At 44.0% G+C, this 19,257-nt stretch carries 18 protein-coding genes; 17 read left to right on the top strand and 1 reads right to left on the bottom strand.

Going from position 1 to position 19,257, the window contains the following annotated elements; all coding sequences use genetic code 11:
* The first annotated feature begins 59 nt into the window (after nucleotides 1–59).
* From F6X55_RS08400 to nth, 17 genes are all read left to right on the top strand, one after another.
* A complete protein-coding gene (locus tag F6X55_RS08400) occupies nucleotides 60–416 on the top strand; it encodes a nucleotide pyrophosphohydrolase (RefSeq protein WP_153462722.1) in 357 nt (118 codons plus the stop codon).
* Nucleotides 409–1,209 carry a 4-hydroxy-tetrahydrodipicolinate reductase gene (gene dapB, locus F6X55_RS08395; protein ID WP_026570141.1) on the top strand — a complete coding sequence of 267 codons (801 nt, stop codon included), beginning with the start codon at nucleotides 409–411 and terminating at the stop codon, nucleotides 1,207–1,209. The genes F6X55_RS08400 and dapB overlap by 8 nt, the downstream gene beginning before the upstream one ends.
* Before the next feature lie 10 nt (nucleotides 1,210–1,219).
* The gene (gene mgsA, locus F6X55_RS08390; RefSeq protein ID WP_026570142.1) at nucleotides 1,220–1,621 is read left to right on the top strand and encodes a methylglyoxal synthase; all 402 of its coding nucleotides are present in this window, start codon (nucleotides 1,220–1,222) and stop codon (nucleotides 1,619–1,621) included.
* Between the two features lie 19 nt (nucleotides 1,622–1,640).
* Entirely contained in the window at nucleotides 1,641–2,774 is a 1,134-nt protein-coding gene (gene bshA, locus F6X55_RS08385; RefSeq protein ID WP_153462720.1) for an N-acetyl-alpha-D-glucosaminyl L-malate synthase BshA, read from the top strand.
* Nucleotides 2,771–3,973, top strand: coding sequence for a CCA tRNA nucleotidyltransferase (locus F6X55_RS08380; protein ID WP_026570144.1), 1,203 nt, complete (start codon nucleotides 2,771–2,773; stop codon nucleotides 3,971–3,973). Before bshA ends, F6X55_RS08380 begins: the two co-directional genes overlap by 4 nt.
* Nucleotides 3,945–4,919, top strand: a complete 975-nt coding sequence (locus F6X55_RS08375) for a biotin--[acetyl-CoA-carboxylase] ligase (RefSeq protein WP_026771259.1) — start codon at nucleotides 3,945–3,947, stop codon at nucleotides 4,917–4,919. The genes F6X55_RS08380 and F6X55_RS08375 overlap by 29 nt, the downstream gene beginning before the upstream one ends.
* 15 nt (nucleotides 4,920–4,934) lie before the next feature.
* Complete coding sequence (gene panB / locus F6X55_RS08370; protein ID WP_153462718.1) at nucleotides 4,935–5,777, top strand: 3-methyl-2-oxobutanoate hydroxymethyltransferase; 843 nt, start codon at nucleotides 4,935–4,937, stop codon at nucleotides 5,775–5,777.
* Nucleotides 5,778–6,647, top strand: coding sequence for a pantoate--beta-alanine ligase (gene panC / locus F6X55_RS08365; RefSeq protein ID WP_153462716.1), 870 nt, complete (start codon nucleotides 5,778–5,780; stop codon nucleotides 6,645–6,647).
* 11 nt (nucleotides 6,648–6,658) lie between these two features.
* Nucleotides 6,659–7,042, top strand: a complete 384-nt coding sequence (gene panD, locus F6X55_RS08360; protein WP_026570148.1) for an aspartate 1-decarboxylase — start codon at nucleotides 6,659–6,661, stop codon at nucleotides 7,040–7,042.
* A gap of 342 nt (nucleotides 7,043–7,384) precedes the next feature.
* A complete protein-coding gene (gene dinG, locus F6X55_RS08355) occupies nucleotides 7,385–10,183 on the top strand; it encodes an ATP-dependent DNA helicase DinG (protein ID WP_153462714.1) in 2,799 nt (932 codons plus the stop codon).
* 59 nt (nucleotides 10,184–10,242) lie between these two features.
* Entirely contained in the window at nucleotides 10,243–11,031 is a 789-nt protein-coding gene (locus F6X55_RS08350; RefSeq protein WP_153462712.1) for a ComEC/Rec2 family competence protein, read from the top strand.
* A 416-nt stretch (nucleotides 11,032–11,447) separates the two neighbouring features.
* Entirely contained in the window at nucleotides 11,448–11,618 is a 171-nt protein-coding gene (locus tag F6X55_RS08345; RefSeq protein WP_081704507.1) for a YpmA family protein, read from the top strand.
* A complete protein-coding gene (locus F6X55_RS08340) occupies nucleotides 11,581–12,108 on the top strand; it encodes a cell wall elongation regulator TseB-like domain-containing protein (protein ID WP_161993064.1) in 528 nt (175 codons plus the stop codon). The genes F6X55_RS08345 and F6X55_RS08340 overlap by 38 nt, the downstream gene beginning before the upstream one ends.
* 27 nt (nucleotides 12,109–12,135) lie before the next feature.
* Complete coding sequence (locus F6X55_RS08335; RefSeq protein WP_026570151.1) at nucleotides 12,136–13,317, top strand: pyridoxal phosphate-dependent aminotransferase; 1,182 nt, start codon at nucleotides 12,136–12,138, stop codon at nucleotides 13,315–13,317.
* A 21-nt stretch (nucleotides 13,318–13,338) separates the two neighbouring features.
* The gene (gene asnS, locus F6X55_RS08330) at nucleotides 13,339–14,631 is read left to right on the top strand and encodes an asparagine--tRNA ligase (RefSeq protein WP_026570152.1); all 1,293 of its coding nucleotides are present in this window, start codon (nucleotides 13,339–13,341) and stop codon (nucleotides 14,629–14,631) included.
* A 126-nt stretch (nucleotides 14,632–14,757) separates the two neighbouring features.
* Nucleotides 14,758–15,450, top strand: coding sequence for a DnaD domain-containing protein (locus F6X55_RS08325; protein WP_026570153.1), 693 nt, complete (start codon nucleotides 14,758–14,760; stop codon nucleotides 15,448–15,450).
* A 10-nt stretch (nucleotides 15,451–15,460) separates the two neighbouring features.
* Nucleotides 15,461–16,129: an endonuclease III gene (nth, locus tag F6X55_RS08320; protein ID WP_153462708.1), complete on the top strand. Its 669-nt coding sequence runs from the start codon at nucleotides 15,461–15,463 to the stop codon at nucleotides 16,127–16,129.
* Nucleotides 16,130–16,530: 401 nt separating this feature from the next.
* Here nth and F6X55_RS08315 read toward each other — a convergent pair whose 3' ends face one another.
* Nucleotides 16,531–19,248 (bottom strand): penicillin-binding protein 1A, encoded by a 2,718-nt coding sequence (locus tag F6X55_RS08315; RefSeq protein ID WP_153462706.1) that lies wholly within the window; start codon nucleotides 19,246–19,248, stop codon nucleotides 16,531–16,533.
* Between the last annotated feature and the right edge of the window lie 9 nt (nucleotides 19,249–19,257).

The raw sequence follows: 19,257 nt of genomic DNA, 5'->3' as shown, positions 1-19,257 counted from the left end.
GAACATAAAAAAGCCAAGCTCTCCTCCGCATGGGGTTGCAGTAAAAAGGAGTATCGGAGATGGATAACGAAATAGGATATACCACCGTCGACATGCAAAAAAGAGTGGATGATTACATAGGACAATTCAAAGAAGGATATTTTTCTCCATTGAGCCTGATGGCGAGGCTCACGGAAGAAGTCGGGGAACTGGCACGGGAAGTGAACCATCATCATGGAGAAAAACCGAAAAAAGCTTCTGAACAGGAAAAAACGATGGAAGACGAATTAGGTGACGTGTTATTTGTCGCCATATGCTTTGCCAATTCATTGGGTATCGATCTTTCCGAGGCATTTGAACGGTCGATGAGCAAAATAGAGACAAGAGACAAAAATCGTTGGACAAGAAAAGACGGAGAGGTGAACGATGATGAGTAAAACAAAGGTGATTGTAGCAGGACCACGCGGGAAAATGGGTAGTGAAGCGCTTCGCATGATTGCCAGACAGGATGACCTGGAACTTGCCGCTTGTCTTGATCGTAAGAACGACGGTATGCTCGTGAAGGATATAGATGGACTGCCTGCTTTTGATGCTCGTATTTATGAGAACGTGGAAGAGTGTTTCCGCGATGTGGAAGCAGATGTACTGGTGGACTTGACTACCCCTGAATACGGATACTTGCATACAAAGACGGCTTTGGAGCATGGCATCCGTCCGGTTGTCGGGACAACCGGTTTCACGGAGGACCAACTCGAAGAATTAACGAAATTGGCAGACGAAAAACAATTAGGAGCGGTCATCGCTCCAAACTTCGCATTGGGAGCTGTTTTGATGATGCAGTTTTCCAAATGGGCGGCGAAATATTTTCCCGACGTCGAAATCATCGAACGTCATCATGATAACAAGCTTGATGCCCCATCAGGCACAGCTGTAAAAACCGCCCGGTTGATTCAGGAAGTGAGGGAAAGCAAGCGGCAGGGCCACCAGGATGAAAAGGAAACCATCGATGGAGCAAGAGGGGCCGATGTCGATGGCATGAAAATCCACAGTGTCAGGCTGCCTGGACTCGTGGCACATCAGGAAGTCGTTTTCGGAGCTTCCGGCCAGAATTTGACCATTAAACATGATTCTTTCCACCGGGAATCCTTTATGTCGGGAGTGAAACTGGCGATTGATCATGTAATGAAACTGGATTTATTGGTTTACGGCTTGGAAAATTTACTGGAATGAGGGGATTAAGGTGAACATTGCTCTTATAGCACATGATAAGAAGAAATCAGACATGATAGAATTCACCATTGCTTATACACACATCTTGGAGAAACATCAGCTATACGCAACCGGAACAACCGGATCCAAAATAGCTGAAGCAACCAATATGGATATCCACCGTTTTCAATCAGGGCCACTTGGCGGTGATCAGCAAATCGGGGCGATGATTGCGCAAAATGACATGGATGTAGTCATTTTTTTTCGAGACCCGCTTACTGCGCAGCCGCATGAGCCTGATGTCAGTGCCTTGATGAGACTGTGCGATGTTTACCAAATTCCTTTGGCTACCAACCTCGGAGCAGCGGAAATTGTCGTACGGGCTTTGGAGCACGGGGATTTTCAGTGGAGAGAAATTGTCAAAGGAAAATAATAAGTTAAGGAAGTCAATCATGAAAAAAATCGGTATAACCTGTTATCCATCGGTTGGTGGATCAGGAGTCATTGCGACAGAATTGGGCAAACTGCTGGCAAAACAAGGGAACGAAATCCACTTTATCACTTCCAGTTTGCCGTTCCGCCTACAGGGAGTGGATTCCAATATCTATTTCCACGAAGTCGAATTGAATCACTACCCCGTTTTTCAATACCCGCCATATGACTTGGCGCTTGCCAATAAGATGGCAGAAGTTATCGATCAGGAAAAGCTTGACATTCTTCATGTTCACTATGCAATGCCGCATGCCGTTTGTGCCATATTGGCAAGGGATATCGCTGAGCATGATGTGAAAATCGTCACCACCTTGCATGGAACGGATATTACAGTATTGGGGATCGATAATAGTTTGACCAAGATGATCAAACACGGCATCGATCAATCCGATGCCGTTACAGCAGTTTCCCGGAGCCTTGTCGCCCAGACTAAAGAAATGCTTGGAGTGGAGAGAAATATAGAAGTAATCTACAACTTCATCGATGAACGAGAATATCATCAACGGGAAAATCAACGCCTAAGACAGGATTATGGCATCACTGATGAGGAAAAAGTCATCATCCATGTCTCTAATTTCAGGAAAGTTAAACGTGTAGCAGATGTGATCGCTGCCTTTCATGAAATCCAGGAAAAGGTGCCGGCGAAACTACTGCTTGTAGGCGATGGACCAGAATATTCCGAAATGTGCCAGTTAGTTAAGCGGCTTGGTATAGAAAATCGTGTCCTGTTCCTGGGACGACAGATAAACGTCAGTGATTTGTTTTCAATCGCCGATTTAAAGTTGCTTTTATCGGAAAAGGAAAGCTTCGGGCTGGTGCTCTTGGAAGCGATGGCCTGCGGTGTTCCTTGCATCGGAACCAATGTCGGCGGTATCCCGGAAGTCATCGAGCATGGGCGCACTGGTTTTATCACCGAGCTGGGTGACGTAAAGAGTGTAGCGGAACGAGCTGTCCAACTGCTCACGGACGGGGATTTGTGGCAGGTTTTTTCAGAAAAGGCCGTACAGTCGGCTCATGGACGGTTTCGCGCTGAAAAAATATTGGCAGCATATGAGCAAGTTTACGAAGGTGTGATGACAGGTGATCATAAATGATGTTTCCGGCATTTTCTAATGGAATGGATATATTGGAAAAACTAGAGCGGCATGGTCATTCTGCCTTCTTTGTCGGTGGAGCAGTTCGCGACTTTTTGATTGGTCGACCGGTCGGCGACATCGATATTACGACATCGGCAAAGCCGGAACAGGTAATGGAGATTTTTCCGAAAGTGATACCGGTTGGAATCGAACATGGAACTGTTATCGTGCGCCATGTCGGGGAGTCATTCGAAGTGACAACTTTTCGCGTAGAAGAAGGGTATTCTGATTTTCGCCACCCGGATGAAGTAGAATTCGTCGATGACTTGGAACAAGATCTCGCGCGCCGTGATTTCACGATGAACGCCATTGCCATGGATAGACGGGGGAAGGTGATTGATCCATACGATGGGGAAAACTCCATCAAGAACAAAGTGATTCGTACGGTCGGAGTCCCTGCGGAACGTTTTGCAGAAGATCCGCTTCGGATGCTGCGCGCGCTTCGTTTTGCCAGTCAGCTGGATTATCAATTAGATTCAGCGACATTTTTTGCATTAGCCGGTGGAGTGGAAATGATAAAGGAAATATCGATCGAGCGTATTGCCATGGAATTGGAGAAATTGTTTGCCGGTCCGTTTGTCAGCAACGGTATCGAGTTATTGAACAAGTCAAACCTTATCGATTGTCTGCCTGTATTTGAAGGAAATCAGCGTTTACAAGCATTTTTGTGGAATATAAAGGTGCCGTTTGGACAGTTGGCAGAGCTAATTTGCATGCTGGTATACTGGGAGAAGCGAATCACAATATCAGAATGGATCAAAGCATGGAAGCTATCCAATCGAACAAAAAAAGATGCTGAACACTTGTTAGAAGCGATTTCCTGCAGCAGTCAAAAACAAATCGATGCCTGGCTTGTTTATCGGTTGCCCAGCCATCTCTTAGACAGTTTTATCCGATTGCATACCAGCTATATATCACCGATAAGCCGGGAAGAAATCAACAAGCTGATCAATTCACTACCAATCAGGCACAAAAAAGACCTGTCCATTACAGGAGCAGATCTCATCGAATGGTTCCCAAAACGAGAAAAAGGCCCTTGGATCAATCAAGCGCTGACCACTTTGGAGAAAATGGTGGTAATCGGTGAGCTGCCAAATCAAAAAAAAGCATTGAAGGAGTGGTTGATACGTGAATACCACCCGCAATCAACTGATTGAACTTCTGAAAAGAAATAATCAGTCATTTATTTCTGGCCAGGAGCTTTCAGAAAATCTGGGGATTTCCCGCACAGCAGTATGGAAGCATATGAAAGAGTTGGAGAAAGAAGGATACCAAGTGCAGGCCATCCCCAGAAAAGGATATCGCATAAGCGGCCAGCCTGATAAGCTAAGTGCAAGTTCCGTGAAATGGGGGTTGAGGACCACATGGGCAGGAAAACAACTGTTTCATTATCCAGTTGTTGAATCCACTCAAGCAATCGGACATCAACTTGCCCAGAAAGGATCTGAAGAAGGTACAGTCATCCTTGCCGATGAACAAACAGCAGGTAAAGGAAGAATGGGCCGGAAGTGGCACTCAGCAAAAACGGAAGGAATTTGGATGAGTATGATCCTTCGTCCTCCAATCCTGCCTTACAAGGCACCGCAGATTACGTTGCTGACAGCAGTAGCCCTTGCTGAAACCATCGAGTCATTGACGAAATCCAAACCTGCAATAAAGTGGCCGAACGACATATTCTTTCAAGATCGCAAGGCTGCCGGAATTTTAACGGAAATGCAGGCCGAGCAAGATGAAATTCAATACATAGTTTTGGGGATAGGCATGAATGTCAATCAGTCAATAACCGACCTTCCTGAAGACATTCAGAAGACGGCGACATCACTAAAGCATGAGACTGGCACTGATTGGGATTTAGCTCCTATCATACAACAAATATTAGCTGCTTTTGAAATGCACTATGAAAATTATCTTCATCATGGTTTTAAAGCTGTAAAAGAGAAATGGGAACATTATGGCTATAAAATTGGTGATCAGGTAAGCGTATCTGCAAATAAGCAAAAGTATAAAGCAGAAATTATAGGGCTTGCAGAAGATGGCGCATTGAAGGTTCGCAAACCAGATGGTTGTGAAGAAAATCTGTATTCCGCAGAAATCCATTGGTGAAAAGGGGAAAACATAATGTTGACTGTTTCTCATTTGCAAAGCATGAAAGAAAAGGGCGAGAGAATAACAATGCTCACTGCTTATGACTACCCGTCCGCTAGGCTTGCGGAGCAGGCAGGTATTGACATGCTTCTTGTCGGAGATTCTTTGGGGATGGTCGTACTCGGTTATGCTTCTACTGTACAGGTTACCACCGACGATATGATACATCACGGTAAAGCGGTTGCCAGAGGGGCCCGTGATACTTTTTTAGTTGTGGATATGCCATTCATGTCTTATCACGTATCGTTAGAGGACTCGTTGAACAATGCTAAACATCTTTTCCAGGAGACAAATGCCCATGCATTGAAAATTGAAGGGGCTTCATCGGAAAACTTAAGGTTGATTGAAAGACTGACAGCAGCGGGAGTACCAGTGGTCGCCCATTTAGGATTGACTCCACAGTCTGTAAATGTGTTGGGAGGGTACCGGGTACAAGGAAAAGATCGGCACACAGCTCAAAAGATTTGGGAAGAGGCAAAAGCTGTAGAAATGAGCGGAGCAGTTGCCCTTGTCCTGGAATGTGTTCCGAAAGAGCTTGCGGAAACCATTACCGGTTCTTTATCCATTCCCACTATCGGGATTGGTGCAGGAAAAGCTTGTGATGGGCAAGTGCTTGTCTACCATGATGTACTTCAGTATGGTGTCGCTCGTTTGCCTAAATTCGTAAAAGCTTATATGGATGCTAATGATGATATTACGGATTCATTGAAAAGGTACATCGAAGAGGTTAAATCATCCATATTTCCAGACGATGATCATTCCTTCACCATGAACCAGGAGTTTTTGCCTGAAGTGAATCGGGAGGAAGAAAAGTAGATGGAAATAATCAGGTCAGTTAAGCAGCTCCAGCAACAAGCAGAGAAATTGCGGCAATCAGGCAAACGGATTGGTTTCGTGCCTACCATGGGGTATTTGCATGAAGGCCATCAGGCGCTGATGGAAAAAGCGAGAAACGAAAACGACATTTTGATCGTCAGTATTTTTGTCAATCCCTTGCAGTTTGGACCTGGCGAGGACTTTGACACATATCCGCGAGATCAGGAACGGGATGCACAAATTGCCAAAACCCAACACGTTGATATTTTATTTCTTCCAAGTACGGAAGAAATGTATCCGAAAGAACAGGCCATTACTATGCGGGTCGTCCGCAGAGCGGATGTATTGTGCGGAAAATCACGGGAAGGTCACTTTGATGGTGTTGTTGCAGTGCTTACGAAACTATTTCATCTTGCACAACCGCACCGCGTATACTTCGGCATGAAGGATGCCCAGCAAGTTGCAGTAGTCGATGCTTTGGTGAAAGACTTTAATTTTCCGCTCGATATCGTTCCGGTTTCGACAGTCAGAGAGGAAGACGGTTTGGCAAAAAGCAGCCGGAATGTCTATCTTTCCGATCAAGAACGACAGGAAGCAAAAGAAATATATCAAGCTCTGATGCACGGAAGGCAATTAATTGTTGACGGAACGAAAAATCCTGATACGATTGTAAAAGAGGTCGAAGATTTCATAAAAAAACGTACCCATGGTAAAATAGATTATGTGGAATTATTAACTTATCCGGAATTGACTCCAATGAATGTCGTGCAGCGGCAGGTGATTCTCGCAGCAGCTGTCCACTTTGAAAAGGCAAGGTTGATCGACAATTTGGTGCTTGACCAGAACGGTCTTCTATCCGAAGGGTTATAGGAGGAAAAAATATGTTACGTACCATGATGAAAGCGAAAATTCATCGTGCTCGTGTGACAGAGGCCAACCTGGATTATGTTGGCAGTGTTACCATTGATTCTGATATTCTCAAACGGGTGGGCATTTTGCCAAACGAGAAAGTGCAGATTGTAAATAACAACAATGGGGAACGCCTGGAAACGTATGTCATTCCCGGAGAACCGGGAAGTGGCGTCATCTGTCTGAATGGCGCGGCAGCACGGTTGGTGCAAAAAAATGATGTGGTAATCATTGTTTCTTATGCAATGGTTGCAGAAGAAGAGTTAGCAGATTTCTCTCCAAAAATTGCCTTGATGAATGAATATAACCAAATAGTAGAGCTTATAGAAGAAGAACCGCCGTTGACAGTCATCTGAACATTAAACGATGAAATGAATACCATAAGGGACATCCCTAGTTTGAAACTCTTATCAACGTGGTGTGTGATAAGGGTTTTTTTATCTTAGCAATATAAGTAGCCGGATGAAGCTGGTCCTTTTGTTCATCCAGCTTCAGCGCCTGCCCCCTTGAGGTCTTAAGAACAAACTCAGTGTGGCAAAAGCACCACACCGAATTTGTTCTTAAGCTTGTCGGAGGCCCATACGATGTGGGTCATGCAGGTGTCGCCACAGGAGGTGGCGAATTTAGCCTGTACACTTACAAACCTGCGTTTCGCTTTTGACCGTACATAGCAATTTGATAGTCATGGAGGTGAGAAAATGCAAACTTTTGCAGTAGTCGATTTGGAAACTACCGGTCACACACCATCTAAAGGGGATAAAATAATTGAAATTGGAATAGTGGTATTACAAAACGGAACGGTTGTTAAAGAGTTTTCCAGCTTGGTGAATCCAGGAATAACCATTCCCCCGTTCATCACCAATTTGACCGGTATACGGGATGAAGACGTAGAGGATGCTCCCGTGTTTCCTGATATAGTCGACGAGGTGATTACTTGTTTCGCGGATGCTTACGTAGTGGCCCATAATGTACCCTTCGACCTTGGCTTCCTTAATTATGAAATACAGACTGCTGGCAGGAAGGCTTTACAACAGCCTGTTCTGGATACTGTCGAGCTTGCAAGGATTTTATTGCCGCAGGCTCCCGGGTTTAAGTTAGGGCAGCTTTCTGAATATTTATCCTTAAGACATGCCGATCCGCACCGGGCGTTGTCCGACGCAGATGTAACGGCAAAATTGCTGTTATGTTTATTTGCCAGGTTGGAGTTGCTGCCACTTGAAACATTGACACAGCTGCAGTCCTTGGAAACAAGGCTGAAGAGTGATCTGTTCGCAATCCTTCAAGCGTATATGGATGCGGCCGCTTTTACCGAGCAAGAGAGAGAGGACCTTGAGATTTTCCGTGGGATTGCACTGAAGCAAATTCCCGACCGTGAAGCTTCCGAGGAGCAGCCCTTGCCAGCTTACGCAGATTTTTTGGACCTTATTTATGAACAAGGTGGAAAGCTGTCAGATTTTATGGCAGGGTATGAAAAAAGACCAGGGCAGCGAGAAATGTCAGAGACGGTCTTCGATGCTTTTGAAAGCAAGCAACATGCATTGATAGAAGCGGAAACCGGCACGGGAAAGTCGATGGCTTATTTGCTGCCGGCAATTTATCAATCGTTAGCAAAAGGGCAGAGAGTCGTCATCAGTACGCACTTGACGCAACTGCAGTCCCAACTGCTTGAAAAAGAAATACCGCTGCTCCAAGCAATGGTGGAGTTACCTTTCCAGGCAGCGTTGATCAAAGGAAAGCAACATTACATAAGCCTTAGTAAATTTGAAAAAGAAATCTTTTCGGAACAGCAGGATAATTATGATATTACCCTTACGAAAGCAATCCTTCTAGTATGGCTGACCGAAACGGATACAGGAGATATCGATGAAGTCCAACTGCCTTCAAGCGGAAAAAATTTTTTCCGCAGTATCTCTACAGAGTCAGAAGGGTATCTTGATCCCCGTTCGCCCTGGTTCAGCCGATCCTTTTACCAACGGGTGAGGAACAAGGTGCAACATGCCAATCTGGTCATTACCAACCATTCCTTGTTCTGTACCGATTTGACTAGTGATTTCCAATTGTTGCCTTCCTATAAAATGGCAATCATTGATGAAGCACATCATCTGGAAGCCACGGCCGCAAAACATTTTGGATTGAAATTGGACTATGTGGGTATTCAGCATTTATTCAATCGCATCGGAACCACGGATCCAGGCGACTGGTTTCACCGTGCTCTAGCCGCATCAGAGGAAATACCAGAGGCATCCGGAAATTGGGATGACTTGTGGCAGCAGTCTAAAGTGGAAGCGGATGAGTTATTTCGTTATGTTTTTCACTACGTTTTGGAACAAAACAGGCGAAATACTGCCCTGAATGATATTGGAAGAATGCAATTTCGATTTGATAAAGATAACGAGGATACCAAATCTTGGAATGCAATTAAGGAAATGGCTGGCAGGTTAAGCTTCTTGATCAGAGATCTGATCCATATATTGTCGCAAATCAAAAAAGCAGAAGGCGGAACGGAAACTGGTTCCCAAGCAACCGACTTGATGGACGAGGTGCAGAGCTTTATCGAATTGTTGCAAAATCTCATCGACGAACTGGAACATTTTTTCTTTTCTGCTGATCCTAATCAAGTGAAGTGGGCAGAAATCGAAGCACATGGAGCAAAAAATGCTGTTTATTTGTATAGCGAACCAGTAGAGGTGGCAAGTGCATTATTTGAAGATCTGTTTTCCAAAAAAGACAGTATTGTGCTCACCAGTGCAACTTTGAGCATGAATAAGTCATTCAATTATATACGAGAAAGGTTGGGCCTGCCTTCTGAAACGACCATAGAGAAAAAAATACAATCTCCTTACCAATACGATCAACAGGTTCAGTTAATGGTACCGAACGATTTCCCTGATATGAAATATGGCAACCCAGAAGCGTATATTTTGGCCGTTTGTGAGGCTGTTTATTCTTTGGCCGAAATTTCGGAGGGAAGAATGCTTGTATTGTTCACTTCTTATGATATGCTCCGTAAAGCCCACCAGGTATTGAAGGAGCTTACAGAGGAAAAAGATTTCATCCTCATTGCACAAGGAATATCGAGTGGGAGCCGGGCGCGTTTGAAAAAGAATTTCCAGGCTTTCGAGCGGTCGATTCTGTTAGGAACCAGTTCCTTCTGGGAGGGAGTCGATATACCGGGAAGCGACCTGTCTTCTCTCGTGATTGTCCGTTTGCCTTTTCAGCCACCGGATCATCCAGTATACCAAGCTAAATCGGCACAGTTAAAAGAAACAGGAAAGAATCCGTTCATGGAGTTGGCGCTTCCCAATGCGGTTATCCGCTTTAAACAGGGATTTGGCCGCTTGATCAGATCCAGCACAGACCGAGGTATTGTCATGATTTGTGATGAACGGATAGTCAAAGCGAGATATGGAAAATATTTTACTGATTCTATTCCAGAAGTACCGATAACCTACGATTCCACTTCGAAGATAATTGAAAAAGCTGAAGCGTGGTTATGATATGAATCGTTTTTCTACATACCCTATAACTAGTTTAATCTAGGATAGGTGATGGAAAAGTGAAAAAGGTTTCTTGTGCATTTTGTCTGTGGTTGATCTTTATTCTTTTGTTACCTTCGTTACAAGGTGAGGCGTTGGTCGACCTGAAGGATGGGGAAATATATTATGCGTTTTTCCATCTTCCAGATGGAGAAGCTACTTTGATAAAGGGTTTCAACGGGGCGATATTAATTAATACAGGTGCTCCTGCAAGCACAAGTGCTTTGTTTGAACAGCTCGAAGAATTGGAAGTCGAGGAAATCAATACAATCATTTTGACAAAACAGATGTCCGACTACTGTGGAAATACCGCCGAGCTGATTGATCGCTTCCATCCTGAAAAAATTGCATATTCCGGTAAATTGAGTAAGACATGCGGGAAGGAAGTAGAAGACAACAAAAGTGTGAAATGGGATTCCGATAAACTCGTCGATTTACCGATGGGTGGTTCATTGACTGTTCTGAAAGCAGAAGAATCTGGGGAAATGACCCTCGATATTGTTTATGGAAATATATCCATGCTTTATTTCAGTAACAGCTCGATAGAGGATGAAGATGAACTGTTGCAGCATGAACTGGATCCCCAGATCATCAAAATTGGCGATTATGCAAGTGGTAAGTCGCCGAGCGGTTATCTGTTGGAAAAAATCGATCCCCATATCGGTATCATTTTCAACAGCAAAGAGAAGCATCCGAACGAGGGATTGATGGAGCGTCTCAATGAATCGTGGATAGATGTGTACCAGCTTGACCAAGTCGGAACCACCATTATCCGTTTAAACGAGAGGGATTATGAAGTATTATCATGAATAAGCCATGCGGCATCCATCTGCCGCTTATGGATTAACCAATCAATCAAAAAAAGTGCGCTGCAAGCAGCGCACGATTGGTGTATGGGTTAGGGAATTTGGTTGAAAAAATACAAATCATTAAACAGCGATAAATTGTTCATTTAAATGAAGAAGGAATTTGTTTTTCAACTCTAACTATATTGTGGGTTAAATCGGCCCAGCTATGTGTTACAAATATTGATAGCAATGACAATTCTGCCTATGGTGAAGGAAACAAACAATTGTTGCGCACGCTGACTTCTCAACTTCTTCGTCATTTTATGCCAAACCGCTTCAAGAATGGACAAAAATAAGTTATGATGAGTAAGTGCACAATAACTGCAAAAACTTATGCACTATTCCCGGTGTTTTAGGGAATTGTGGAGGTGTGGCCAATGGATAAAAAAATTGAAACGCTGTCGACTGTGAAAATTGCGCATTCTGATGATTTATATAAAATAGTCGATAATTTGAACAGAACATTGAAAGAAGATGATTTAATGTTTGGATTAGCACTGGATGATGAAGATGATGGAAAAGCTATCTTTACCATTTACCGTACCTAATTGGGTAAAATGGGCAGTTGTTCTATTTATTTTAGTCTTTTGCATTGCTTTGGGATATAGCATTTATTTATATAACAGTATCCAGCAGGATAAGGAAGCAGGTTTTCAAGCTTCGGCGGAACGCGCAGTCGCCGAAACGGATCTCGAGCAAGCAGAAGATGTTTCCCGTTATCATGGTAAGGTACTTTATCATGTTGTAACAGGAACTACCGCTGATGGATCGGAGGCAATTGCCTATGTGCCAGCTGAACAGCAGGATGGCAAGATAGTATTGTTCCATTCAGAGGATTTAGTTTCTGAACAATCCATTCTCCAAGCATGGAATAATGACTGCTCAAGTTGTGAGCTTTTGGAAACGAATTTAGCTATCGAAAAAGGCCAGCCACTATTGGAACTAAAATACATAGATGACAGGGATCGATATGTATTGCATTATTATTCCCTGACAGATGGCAGTTCCGGAGACCATTTCAGGTTTAATCGATCCTGACCATTTTTCGGAAAGGTGATGTAAATGATGGATTTAGCAAACAGAGTTAAAACACTGACCCCTTCTTCGACCTTGGCGATTACTGCCAAAGCGAAAGAACTGAAAAATCAGGGTCATGATGTAATCGGGCTCGGCGCTGGGGAGCCGGACTTCAACACGCCTGAAAACATTTTGGATGCAGCGGAAAAAGCCATGCGGGAGGGTCATACGAAATACACACCATCTGGCGGGCTTCCGGCATTGAAAGAAGCAATTATAAATAAACTCAAGCAGGATCAGCAGTTGGAGTTTACGCCGGAAGAAATCATCGTGACCAACGGGGCAAAGCACGGACTCTATACTCTATTTCAAGTTCTTCTTAACCCAGGAGATGAAGTAATCATTCCTGCTCCTTATTGGGTCAGCTATCCAGAACAGGTCAAACTGGCACAAGGGAAACCGGTTGTCGTAGAATCCGAAGAAGCGAATCAGTTTAAAATAACTCCTGATCAATTGAAAAAGGCAATTACGGATAAAACAAAAGCGGTTATACTGAATTCGCCAAGCAATCCGACAGGTGTGATGTATACCTCAGAGGAACTTAATGCAATTGGTGACGTATGCCTCGATCATGACCTATTGATCGTGTCGGATGAAATTTATGAAAAATTGATTTATACAGAACAACACCATGTATCGATCGCGCAACTATCCGACGCGTTGAAAAAACAAACAATAATCATAAACGGCGTATCCAAATCCCATTCCATGACAGGCTGGAGAATCGGTTATGCAGCAGGCGACAGCAGAATCATCAAAGCCATGACCGGGTTGGCATCCCACTCGACATCCAATCCGAATTCCATCGCTCAATACGCTGCATTGGAAGCCTACCAAGGTTCTCAGGAAAAAGTGGAGGAAATGAGAAGGTCATTTCAAGAACGGCTGGAGACTCTTTATCAATTAATCACTGACATTCCAGGAATATCCTGTGTCAAACCCAAAGGCGCCTTCTATTTGTTCCCGAATGTACGCGAGGCTGTTGAAGCGAACGGTTTTTCCGATGTAGACGACTGGGTAGCGGCATTGCTTGAAGAGGAAAAGGTTGCGCTTGTTCCGGGTTCGGGTTTTGGCGCTCCAGAAAATATTCGTTTATCTTACGCTATTTCCTTACCACAATTGGAAGAAGCAGCCAATAGAATAAAACGATTTGTACAAAACCATCAATAATGTGTTCGGAGGTATTATATTTTGAAAACGACGATTTCACAAGTAGCAAAACATGTAGGAGAAGTAGTAACCATCGGTGCCTGGCTGGCCAACAAACGGTCCAGCGGCAAAATCGCTTTTTTGCAGCTCCGTGACGGCACTGGTTTTATTCAAGGAGTAGTCGTTAAAGCAGAAGTGGAGGAAGAAATTTTTCAGGCAGCGAAAAACATCACCCAGGAAACCTCCCTATACGTAACGGGAACAGTGGCAGAGGACACCCGCTCTCCGTTTGGCTATGAGTTGCAAGTAAATGGATTGGAAATCATTCATGAATCGACAGATTTTCCAATCACTCCCAAAGAACACGGCACGGAGTTTTTGATGGATCACCGCCATCTATGGCTGCGTTCCAAGAAGCAGCATGCCGTGATGAAAATCCGTAATGAAATTATTCGGTCTACCTATCAGTTCTTCAACGATCATGATTATGTAAAGATCGACCCGCCGATTCTGACTGGATCTTCTGCTGAAGGAACCACTGAATTGTTCCATACGAAGTATTTTGATGAAGAGGCCTATCTGTCTCAAAGTGGGCAATTGTACATGGAAGCCGCTGCAATGGCTTTTGGAAAGGTTTTTTCCTTTGGCCCGACTTTCCGAGCTGAAAAATCGAAAACTCGCCGCCATTTGATTGAATTCTGGATGATCGAGCCGGAAATGGCTTTTGTAGAACATGAAGAAAGCTTGGAAATCCAAGAACAGTATGTTAGCTTCATCGCACAAAGCGTATTGGAAAATTGTAAGCTTGAACTCGGTATTCTGGAAAGAGATACGGATAAATTGGCAAAAATCCAGGCTCCTTTTCCTCGAATTACCTATGATGAAGCGATTGATCTGTTGAAGGAAAAAGGCTTTGATGATATTGAATGGGGCGAAGACTTCGGTGCACCTCATGAAACGGCTATCGCTGAAAGTTTCGACAAGCCAGTTTTTATCACGCATTATCCGGCCGAAATCAAAGCATTTTATATGAAGCCTGATCCTGAACGTCCAGACGTGGTTCTTTGTGCAGACTTGATTGCGCCTGAAGGATATGGGGAAGTGATTGGCGGTTCGCAAAGAATCGATGATTTGGCTCTGATGGAGCAGCGTTATCAGGAACATAATCTGACAGGGGACGCTTACCAATGGTATCTCGAATTAAGAAAGTACGGAAGCGTACCCCATTCCGGGTTTGGTCTTGGCTTGGAACGGACAGTGGCTTGGTTTGCCGGCGTTGAGCATGTAAGGGAGACTATCCCGTTCCCGCGTTTGCTCAACCGTCTATATCCATGATTCTCCCAAGCTGTGTTAATTTGTCAAAGATCCCTTGCCGCCTTCGGCGACAAGGGATTGTTATGTTTATAATTGGAAATTTCTCATTTTATCATCCATGCTATAATAGGTTAGAGGTGGTTTTCTGTGACAAGTGATTTCAACTATCAACAAATTGTGAAAGATCAAATGGTGATACCCTCGCTGCTATTAAAAAGGTACCATCAATTAAAGTTGTCTGAAACGGAAGTTATGGTTATTTTACATATCCATCGTTTTCAAATGGAAGGAAACAATTTTCCTACTCCTGAAGAGATTGCTCAATTTACGAGCGTTTCGTCTGAAGACTGTACGAAGATACTCCGTCAGTTGATCCGGAAGAATATTTTGTTGATTGAGCAGGAAGAGGATGATAAGCAGGTTTTAACTGAATGCTATTCTTTGGAGCCTTTATGGGTCACAATATATAAAGCGGATTATTCTGCATCCAAATCAAACCGTGAATCAGAACAGCAGCAAACCAATATTTTCATTTTATTTGAACAGGAGTTTGGCCGCCCATTGTCCCCTTTTGAAATCGAAACGGTCAACATATGGCTTGATGAAGAACAACAAACCCCGGCTTTGATCAAGGCAGCTTTAAGGGAAGCGGTGTTGATGGGAAAATTGAATTTCCGTTATATTGACCGGATTTTACGTGAGTGGAAAAAGAAAGGCATCAAATCGGTTGAACAGGCGAGAAATCAGAGCAGGCAATTCCACGTCAATCAAAATAATCAACAGGAACAACAGCAGCAAAAACGGGATGTATCGTTGTACTATAATTGGTTGGAGGAATAGGGGGATAGGAATGTTGAATAAGGCGCAAGTGAAACAATGTCTGGAGGCTTGGGAAAAAATGTTTCCCGATGCTGAATGCGAGCTTGTCCATGACAATCCTTTTGAATTGGTAATAGCGGTTGTTTTATCTGCTCAATGCACAGATGCATTAGTCAATAAAGTGACCAAGGACTTATTTAAAAAATATAAAACACCTGAAGATTATTTGGCTGTGTCACTGGAAGAATTGCAAGAAGATATTCGTTCCATCGGTTTATATCGCAACAAAGCAAAAAACATCCGCAAACTTTGCCAAATGCTGATAGATGAGTATGACGGGGAAGTCCCTTCGACCCAGGAAGAGCTTGTCAAGTTAGCTGGAGTGGGTAGGAAAACGGCAAATGTGGTCGCTTCTGTCGCATTTGACGAACCGGCCATTGCTGTGGACACCCATGTAGAAAGGGTATCGAAACGTCTGGGGATATGCCGATGGAAAGATTCTGTATTGGAAGTGGAAAAAACGTTGATGCGGAAGGTGCCAAAACAAGAATGGAGCCAAACCCACCATCGGATGATTTTTTTCGGAAGATACCATTGCAAGGCGAAAAGTCCAAACTGTCCGGAATGCCCGCTGCTGAATATTTGCAGGGAAGGACAAAAACGAATGAAAGCAAGGAACCTGGGTATTGAAGTTGATTAAAGAGGAATAAAAGAGGAGCTGTCTCATGTATGATTGATCACATGGACAGCTCCTTTGTCATAAACAGGCTTCTTTAAGGGAAAAAAGGGAATACGACGCCCTTTTCAATAAATTACTGGGGATTATAAATAAAAAATGGATTTATACCATGTATAAGACAAAGTTTTAATGGGATAGGGTCTAGGGCGTTGACAAAGAGGAGAGGGCGTGAAAAATTCCCGTACGGGACATTTGGCAGAGAACTGTTGTTAAAAAGTATTGGAACAGTGTTCTAAGGAGCCTATAACTAGGACTGGAATAAAATATGCGGGTAAAAGAAAAAATCATCAGCGTTTTAACTTAACGCTGATGATTTTTATTCTGTATAGCTTGAAAGTGTCAGGCTAAAATCTTATTACATGTCAGGCAATCTCTTCTTCTCGAAATGCGTGCACCGAATAACTAGATGCATTTTCGGAAGAAGAGGTATTGGCTTCGGGATCACCGGTATTTCCAGTATCCTCGCCATTTGAAGGAGGATTGTCATCATCCGGAGGATTATTGCCCTCATTACCCTCATTTCCATTTCCTCCGTTGTCATTTCCTTGATCGTCCTCGTTACCGTTACCGTTTCCGTTACCACCGCCATTATCGCCTTCATTACCGCCATTACCGTTATCACCCTGATTGTCGTCATTGCCATTTTCATTCCCATTGCCGGCATCAGGGTTCTCTTCGTCTTCAGGATTTTCTTGGTTCTGTTCTTCTTCTTGTTGTTCCTCTTCTTCTTCAGCTTCTTCATCCGGTACTTCTACTGTCACTGTGGCTGGATCGCTCGTATTTCCAGAGTCTTGATCACTGACAGCGGTGACTTCAATCGTATAAGAAGAGCCAAGGTCTACGCTGCTGATTTCCAGACTGGTTTCTTTCGTATCTGCCAAATCTTTCAAGGAGCCGCCATCTGTACCGGCCTTTACATTAAAGGTGACAGGGCGGTCGTCATCCTGATCGTAATCCCAAGTCACATCAATGGATTGACTTTCTTCGTTAAAGCTTGCTTTCAACCCGCTAACCGCGTCAATTCGATCAAACTTCTGAGAAGTCTTGCTTGGTTCGTTTCCTTTTACAAAAAGTTCGGTCACGATGTTCGATTGCGGTGTATATTCACTTGGCAGCTTGGCCGGATTGGATCCTTTTTCCACTTGTACCTCTACGACGGAATCTGGTTTGGTAAAATCAGCTGTCTCTATTCCATCTGACAAATAGGACATCGTTTCCCGGAAAAGATTTTGTGCGATCACCGTTTCTGAATGTCCGTTTAGTGTTTTCTTCTGATCATCGTATCCCGTCCATACAGCGATTGTATAATTGGTAGTATAACCGCTAAACCATGAATCCGGGCTTCCATCTTTTCCTTTCAGGTTCGTGGTACCGGTTTTTCCGGCCATCGGCAGACCAGAAACTTTTGCAGCTGTGCCGGTTCCGGAAGGATCGTTGACAACAGATTTTAACATGTCCGTGATCATATAAGCGGTATATTCATGCATGGCAGATTTTGGTTCTGGTTTTAGATCGACGGTACGTCCATCGCTATATGTCACTTTTGTAACCGAGTAGGGCTCATTGTAAATTCCTTTGTTCCCAAAAGCACTGTAAGCACCAGCCATCTGCAGGGTTGTGACCCCGGTGGAAGAACCACCAATGGCATCGGTTAATGCGATAGAATCTTCATGGAATTTTATTCCGAGACCTTCAGCAAATTCTTGTGCGCGCTCTGCGCCGACTTCCTCGAATGTTTTGACTGCAGGTACGTTCAGTGATTGGGCTAAAGCCGAACGGGCCGACATCCACCCTTTATGCTGTCCGTTCCAGTTGTCGATATAGGAGTCGGTCCCTGCAATAGGATAACGACCATCATCATTGATTTGGTGATAGGTGGACCATTGTTCGTATTCGATGGCCGGACCGTAATCGATGATCGGTTTGAAGGTAGAGCCAGCCTGACGATTTTCATTGTCGATGGCATAATTCCATCCTCCCTGTGTATCATCAAGGTTTCTACCTCCGCCGATTGCACGGATTGCTCCTGACGTGGTATCCAGAACGGTCATTCCTGCCCTGAATTCGTCGTTAGGATAACTGATGGGATTGCTGTCATCCTCGCTAAGCAAAAATTCAACATGTTTTTGGGCTTCGGGATCTAATGTGGTCTGTATTTCCAGACCATCACTATAGATATCTGCATCCAACTTTTCGCTCACTTCGTCCTGCACCTGCTGAATGAAAGCCTGGTATGGAGTTGACTCCTGACGGCTTTCCACAAGTAAGGATTCCACCGAAACCTCACTTGCTTCATCGGCTTCTTCCTGTGAGATTTTACCGTGTTGAACCATTAAACTTAAAACTGTGTTCATTCGTTCTTGGGTCAACTCCGGATTTCTCGTCGGGTCATATGCAGACGGACGTTGCGGCAGACCTGCCAAGACAGCAGCTTCCGGCAGGGTTAATTCACTTAAATCTTCCTTGCCAAAATAAAAGTCTGCTGCCTCGGCTACACCGTAGACATTTCCGTAATAAATTCGGTTTAAATACATTTCCAGAATTTCTTCTTTGGAATACTTTGCATCAAGGCGAAGGGCGAGCCATTGTTCCTGTACTTTCCGCTTCAATGTTTTTTCCGGAGTCAGAAATGCTCCCTTAATCACCTGTTGATCAATCGTACTTGCACCTTCAGCACCGAATCCTCCGGTGATATTTGCCAGTATGGCACCGGCGATTCTGCGGAAATCTATCCCTATATGATCAAAAAAACGGGAGTCTTCCGTAGCGGTAACCGCATCGACCAACAGAGGCGGAAGATCTTCATAGTCAATCTTCGTCCTTTTCTCTTCACCCAGATTGGCGAATTCTTCTCCATTGACATCCAGCAGCTTCGTTGAAGCCGGTACGGCCAGGCTATCTGCATCAAGTTTTGGGGCTGTTGCTATATAATAGGTGAATAAACCACCAATACCAATACCGATTAGTAACACGACGATTAAAATCGTTCTGACAATCTTTTTGAAAAGTGACTTCTTTTGTTTTTTCTGCTGTTTTAATTGCTTGCGTCTTGCTGAACGAGATTGGCTTGTATTTGCCATCACGCATCT

The sequence above is a fragment of the Sediminibacillus terrae genome, assembly GCF_009602435.1.
Taxonomy (GTDB): domain Bacteria; phylum Bacillota; class Bacilli; order Bacillales; family Amphibacillaceae; genus Sediminibacillus; species Sediminibacillus terrae.
Note: the sequence above shows the minus strand (reverse complement) of the source record. Positions and strands in the feature narration are given on the sequence as shown.